At 62.0% G+C, this 6,082-nt stretch carries 6 protein-coding genes; 4 read left to right on the top strand and 2 right to left on the bottom strand.

The features are described 5' to 3' along the window. Positions 1-74 precede the first annotated feature (74 nt). Positions 75-1,190, bottom strand: coding sequence for an AI-2E family transporter (locus CIC12_RS05200; RefSeq protein WP_168662800.1), 1,116 nt, complete (start codon positions 1,188-1,190; stop codon positions 75-77). 260 nt (positions 1,191-1,450) lie between these two features. Here CIC12_RS05200 and CIC12_RS05195 point away from each other — a divergent pair, with 260 nt between their 5' ends. From CIC12_RS05195 to CIC12_RS05180, 4 genes are all read left to right on the top strand, one after another. Next, positions 1,451-2,665, top strand: a complete 1,215-nt coding sequence (locus tag CIC12_RS05195; protein ID WP_168662798.1) for a DUF2863 family protein — start codon at positions 1,451-1,453, stop codon at positions 2,663-2,665. A 216-nt stretch (positions 2,666-2,881) separates the two neighbouring features. Further along, complete coding sequence (locus CIC12_RS05190) at positions 2,882-3,727, top strand: LuxR C-terminal-related transcriptional regulator (RefSeq protein WP_168662796.1); 846 nt, start codon at positions 2,882-2,884, stop codon at positions 3,725-3,727. Positions 3,728-3,869: 142 nt separating this feature from the next. Then, positions 3,870-4,544, top strand: coding sequence for an energy-coupling factor ABC transporter permease (locus CIC12_RS05185; protein ID WP_168662802.1), 675 nt, complete (start codon positions 3,870-3,872; stop codon positions 4,542-4,544). A 168-nt stretch (positions 4,545-4,712) separates the two neighbouring features. After that, positions 4,713-5,366, top strand: a complete 654-nt coding sequence (locus tag CIC12_RS05180) for a BspC domain-containing protein (RefSeq protein ID WP_168662794.1) — start codon at positions 4,713-4,715, stop codon at positions 5,364-5,366. A gap of 109 nt (positions 5,367-5,475) precedes the next feature. Here CIC12_RS05180 and CIC12_RS05175 read toward each other — a convergent pair. After that, positions 5,476-6,082, bottom strand: a 607-nt coding sequence (locus CIC12_RS05175) for a M14 family metallopeptidase (RefSeq protein WP_168662792.1), incomplete at its 5' end; no start/stop codon positions are given.

Raw genomic sequence — 6,082 nt, 5'->3', positions numbered from 1 at the left:
CGGTGTCCGAAGCACGAAAGAGCGGAATTCTAGCGAGCCCCAACGGGACTTGCAAGCGTTATCTCCAACTTTATTCAAGGCGCCTTTTCTATGCGGCGCGGTTCGTCGACCGCAGGCTCCTTCAGGTCGGGCGCCAACGAGCGCGCGCCCGGCGAGCCGATCGTCCAGTCGTGGAGCACGGTGTACGCAACCGCGAGCAAAGTCGGTCCGATGAAAACGCCGAGGAAACCAAACGCCAACGCGCCGCCCAGAATACCCAACATCACCAGAATGAGCGGCATGTCGCTGTTCTTGCCGATCAGAATCGGTTTGATCACATTGTCAGACATGCCGACTGCCAGCACACCCCACACCACCAGAAAGATCGCCCAGCCCGTCTCGCCGCCGTGATACAGCCAGATCGCAGCAGGCAGCCACACGATCACCGGACCCCCCGGTATCACCGACAGGAAAAATGTCGCCAGTCCAAGCAGCGCCGGCGCCGGCACCCCCGCGATCCAGCAACCGAAACCAGCCAGAACCCCTTGCACGAGCGCGGTACCAAGAATCCCATAGACCACCCCCTTCACCGTGCTGCCCGCCAGAGCGAGCAGATAGTCGGCGCGCTCGCCGGCGATGCGCCGCATCCCCGCATTAAGCCACGCAGCCGCACCCTCTCCGCCCGTATAAAAGAAGAACGCGAGCACGATACTTAACGCCAGCAGTCCCAGACCATGCGTTACAGCAAGCGCCGCCGCCAGAATCCACTTGCCGGCTGGCGCCGCGAGCGAGCGCAACTGCGCGATCAGTTCGGAATTGCTACTGGTCAAATGCGCCCAGAAGGCCAGGATATTAGACCCAATCAGCGGCACCCGACCGACCCACGGCGGCAGATCAGGCAAGCCATCCTCAAAAAGCCTTTGCACCAGCTCAACGATCTCGTGAACGTGCGCGCCGAACGCGAAACCCGCATAGACGAACGGCCCCAGCACAACCACCAGAATGATGAGCACGATCAAAGTGGCGGCCCATTTGCGCCGCCCGCCGACTGCGGCGGTAAGCCGCCGGTAAAACCCCCACGAGCTATAACTGAGAATTGCGCCCCACAGCAACGCGGTAGTGAAAGGCGCCAGCACCAGCAGCGAGCCGCCCACCAGAATAATCAGCGCGAATACAGCGGCAAGACGTTCGATTAGTTGGTCTGATTTCACGACGAATCTCCTCTTGCGCCAGACCACGGCGGCAAATTGACCTACGCTTGTCACGCACCCCACTGAACGCCGTCAGTATAGAAGCGAGTCCAGCCCTCGGGGATGTCTTATATCATCCGGCCAAGTCGATGTGCGGCCCGCGCGGCAGACTGATTTTTCGTATCGAAACGTCCTAATTCATCCGGCATTGCCGGCCAAACAATATGACGGCATAGAAAAGACTAGAATATAAGGTTCTCTGCCCCCCAATTTCTGGATTTATGCGCTCGCGAATCGCCAAACGTCTCCCCCCCGATGCCGACAAGCTGGTCGGTCTCTCGCTCGCGCTTTTCGCGTCGGGCAGCCGCACTGAGGACCGCTTCTGGGAAGCAAAGCTCGATGCACTGCTCGCCAGGATCGTCCGCAACGCCAATCAGACCACGCTGGACGCCGCGCTCGATCATCTGCAGCAGAATCATCCCGATGCCTATGGCGCGCTAGCCGATATGGCGGAAACCCACAGCGAATCGTTCGTGATGGAACATGACGGCGTGCCCCATGAAGCGCTGTTGATCGCGGCGCCCGTGCTCGCCTGGACCCGCTACATGATTCCCTCGGGCCCGCTCAAAGCCGAGGCGGCCGACGCGTTGCGCGCACACCTGCAAGCGCACGTGCTTGCCGCCAACACGCGCGTCGCGATGGCACCGTTTCTGTACAGCATCGACCAGTTGCCGCGCCATCACGTCGAAACGTGGCGCCTTGCCCAGCAGTTGGCTCAGGCGGCGATGGGCGGCGGCAACGTCAAGCTTAATTTCAACGAACTGCCGGAAACCTCGCCGATTCTGGCCGACCCGCGCTTCCTGCTCGCCGTCGTCGCAGCGCCGGTGGGCGAGCCGACGTTCCGCTGGCAGGAAGAGGAGCACGGCAGCCGGATCGAGCGCGGCCAATGTCTCGAACAATGGACGACCCAGGGGGGCGCCAACCTGTCACTGGTGCTGCCGGGCTGCGAATTCGAGTGTCTGTTGCCGGATGCGTACTACTCCGCCTGCCGCGACGCTGACGAAAGCGTACGCCCTCACACGGTGCGGACCGCCGTGCGTTATCTATTCGACACAATTGGAGCGGCACCGCAGGAATTGCGTGCGGTTGTCGCAGGCTTCGGTGAACGCCGCATCGACGAATACCGCGTCGGCTTTACGCGCCGGGGCAGCAATGACGTGATTTACGGCGTCGTGTGGCCGCTGTACGGCCGCGAGAACGGTGAACCTGGCATCGACGAAGAACCGCAAGGGAGTTCAGCGTCCGAAGATCCGCTCGAGGAAATCGTCGCGCTGCTCAAGGAGACCGGCGTGACCGACGTGCGTCGCCATGCGGGACGCTTCGAGCCAGAATATTGCGATGACTGCGGCGTACCACTCTATGCGGATCCGCTCGGCGAAATCGTCCACGCCGAAATGCCCGAAGACGCGGAGCCCGCGCAGCCGCATTTCCATTGAGCATAAGCGCGGTCGCGCCGCGCGTTGGCCGAACGAGAAAAAAGCCCCGCTGAGCGGGGCTTTTTGTTTGATGGCGCATGCTTCTTATGCCTTTCGGACAGGCCGTCAAACAGCAGGGAATTTGTCATCATAGAGACGGCGACGCATTGCATGCGTCTGGCTCGTGCGCCGGACGGATACGTCGCGCCACTTCGCCCGATTCATCTGGAGACATGCATGAGATTCTCGATACTCAACTCAAACGCTGAACGACGTGATGGACTCAAAGCATTACTGCGGCAAATCGACCGACTGGCGCGCTTTACCGAAGCACAGGATTGGCGCCAGATCGAACGCATCTTCAAGCGTCACCGGCCCGATCTGCTCGTGATCGACTGGCAAGAATGGATGTCGATCGCGGACGCCCGCGAGTTGCTCAGCCACTACCCCGATCTGCGCGTCGCAGTGCTAACCGACGACATCTCGCCCGTCATCGTGCGAGCGCTCATGGACGAAGGCGTGCTCGGTGTCGTGCCACGCGATACCGATCCGTGTCTGATTGTGCGCGCCTTCGAAATGGTGCTGCTCGGCGGCCACTATGTGCCGCCCGGCGCGCTCGCCCTCGATCCCCCGCTGCCGCCCGATACCGCCATCCGCGTGTTCGACGCGGAGAATCCACCGCCACGCCGCAACCGGCTTTCGAGCGGGTTGTCGCCGCGTCAGGAGCAGATCATGCGCTGCGTTCACATGGGCAGCACCAACAAGATGATCGCGCGCACCCTCGGCATCAGCGAGGGCACGGTCAAGATCCATCTGACCAGCATATTCCAGCAACTCGGCGCGCCCAATCGCGCCGCCGCAGTCGCGCTCTACAACGGCTGGCTCACGAACCATCTGCAGGTCTTACGTAACCACGGCGAAGGCTCGACCCGTCCGCTGATGGGACAAGCCGGCGTCATTCCGCTGCGGCGTCACAAACGGCGCCGCTTCCAGTATCCGTTGCCTGCCAGCGACACGAGTGCCCCACTTTCGATGGCGGCCGAGCCCAACACGACCTACGGCGACGCACCGGCCGCGGACTAACGTCACAGCGCTCGCACCCGGTTCGGCATGAGGATCGTGACCATGCGCGCAGCGGCCTAAGACGCCCTCGACGGCAGCGTTGGTGTCGGCTGGCATGGAATCCGCTCACACCTTTTCTCGTCCAACGAGTAATATGAGACACATGGGTTTCCTCTACACACCGCTTCCGTTCTGGGTCGCTGTCGGTGGCTGGATCGCCACCGCGATAGTGGTCGCGCTCGCGCTGTGGAAAAATCCTTTCAAACGACTTCAGGACGGCACACTGCAGCATGTCTGGCTTGCGATCATCGTCGCTGTGTCGGTGCTGTGGGCGAGCAATGCCTGGCTCGACGACGGCACCGTGATGCACCTGCTCGGCGCCACGCTCTTTGTCACGCTATTCGACTGGGCGCTGGCACTGCTCGCAATGGCGGTCGTCACGGGTCTTGCCGCCGTGATCTTCGATGCGCCCTGGCAGGGCATCGCGCTAACTTTCCTCGTGTACGGCGCGGTGCCAGTCGGCATCTCGGCTCTGCTCCAGCGCATCAGCATTGCCTGGTTGCCGCGCAACCTTTTCATGTTTATCTTCGGCCAGGGTTTCGTTTCGCCCGCGATTGCCGTGTCGCTCACCGCAGCTGCGGCGCTCGGCGTCCACATCGCGCTCGCCGATGGTTCGACGACGGTGGTGCCTGCCGGCTACGTGTTCAGCGTGTTTCTGCTTGCCACCGGCGAGGCCTGGTTCACGGGCATGTCGACGGCGTTGATTGCGGTGTACCGCCCTGCGTGGGTCACCACGTACGATGTGCGCCGATACCGGCTGGGTGGCCCTCGCACCTGACACCGGCAAATGTCTGAACGGATTCAGGCAGCGGTCGGCCGCTTGGGCATATCGGGCCTACTGACGTGGGGCACCCGCCAGGACAAAATTATTTGTGTCAGGATTGAACTCCCCGCTCCCGGCGGGCATCTTACTTGCCTCATATCCTCTTCGCGTCTAAAGAACTAGATGGATCGCACCAACATACCGCGCCGATTGCTGCGGCTGGTCGGCCGGTTGGCGACAGTTGCAGCGGGTCTTTCGCTCATCTGCGCCGCTCCCGCATTCGCCGATCAACTCGAACAGCACAACGACCTCGTCAACAAATTTGTCAATGACCTGCACGCCGACCCGCTAGTCGCGGACTGCGCCGCTCACGGCGACTTTGTCGCCGGCACTTCGACCGCCTTCGACCATGTTGATTTTCCTCCCAGCTCGTTCGACAGCGCGCACGCGTCGGTCACGCCCTGGAACGATTCGTTCGATGAAGGCAAGCAGCGCGTCAAGGTCGATAACATCGTCACCGTCGAAGGGATCGGTGTCCGTCAGAACGGAGAAGGCGACCCTACGGCGCTGAAATTCCGCTGCGGCTATGTCGGCGCCCAGATGCTCGCGTTCAGCTGGAACGATCCTGTGCCACCGGCTCGCGCGCGCAGCGCGGAGTCGTCAGGATCGCGAGCCGTGTCAGGCAAGCACAAGAACACCAGGGGCAAGCACTCCGCGAGCGGCAAAACGACGAAGAAAGCGATCTCGAAGCCGTCCAGGACCAGCCCGGGCAAGTCGTCGAAAGCGACGCCGGGCAAGTCGACCGCCAAGAAAACGACGGCGAAGAAGAAAAACTGATGACGGCGCCGCCGCGGCATCGATTCATCCGCCCGCGCCTGCGCTGATAGCGGCCCAATGAAAAAGAGGCCCACACGTCACCGTGTGTCCTCTTTTTCCAGCGTCCGTTTCAGGCAAACGTCTCCACGTGCCGCAAAATCGCCTGCAACATCGCGGCGCCAAGCGACGCGCTGCGTTCGCCGTTCCAGCCCACCCGCTCGTCGGGCAAATTGGCGTTGTCCTTGAACGGCATCTCCAGCGTCAGCGACAGGCAGCCGAATTCGTTACCGATGTACTTCGACGCAAGCTTCAGCGCATCCTCGCGATACTTGCTCGCGGCATAGCCGTACTTGTCCTGGAAATCAGGGCTCGCGTGCTTGAATGCTTCGATGAACGCTGTCTGTTCCTGACGTTGCCGTTCGGTGAAACCCGGCAGCATTTCGGAACCGGCCACGAACACATAGGGCAGCGCTTCGTCCCCGTGGATGTCGAAGAACAGGTCGCATCCCGTCGCGTGAATCGCGTCGCGCACCAGCAGCACTTCAGGACTGCGCGCGGCGTCCGGCTCCATCCACTCGCGATTCAGGTTCGCACCGGCCGCGTTGGTGCGCAGATTGCCGTGCACGCTGCCGTCCGGATTCATGTTCGGCACGATGTAGAACACCGCGTGATCGTAGAGTTTGCGCGCAACCGGATCGCCCGCCCAATCGCCCCAGCCCACGAGGCGTTTGACGAGA

It is taken from the genome of Paraburkholderia sp. SG-MS1 (assembly GCF_012275575.1).
Taxonomy (GTDB): domain Bacteria; phylum Pseudomonadota; class Gammaproteobacteria; order Burkholderiales; family Burkholderiaceae; genus Paraburkholderia.
Note: the sequence above shows the minus strand (reverse complement) of the source record. Positions and strands in the feature narration are given on the sequence as shown.

Excerpts from the sequence above, each read along its gene's own strand:
- CIC12_RS05195 (WP_168662798.1), top strand. The coding sequence starts at position 1,451 with ATGCGCTCGCGAATCGCCAAACGTCTCCCCCCCGATGCCGACAAGCTG.
- CIC12_RS05190 (WP_168662796.1), top strand. The coding sequence starts at position 2,882 with ATGAGATTCTCGATACTCAACTCAAACGCTGAACGACGTGATGGACTC.
- CIC12_RS05185 (WP_168662802.1), top strand. The coding sequence starts at position 3,870 with ATGGGTTTCCTCTACACACCGCTTCCGTTCTGGGTCGCTGTCGGTGGC.
- CIC12_RS05180 (WP_168662794.1), top strand. The coding sequence starts at position 4,713 with ATGGATCGCACCAACATACCGCGCCGATTGCTGCGGCTGGTCGGCCGG.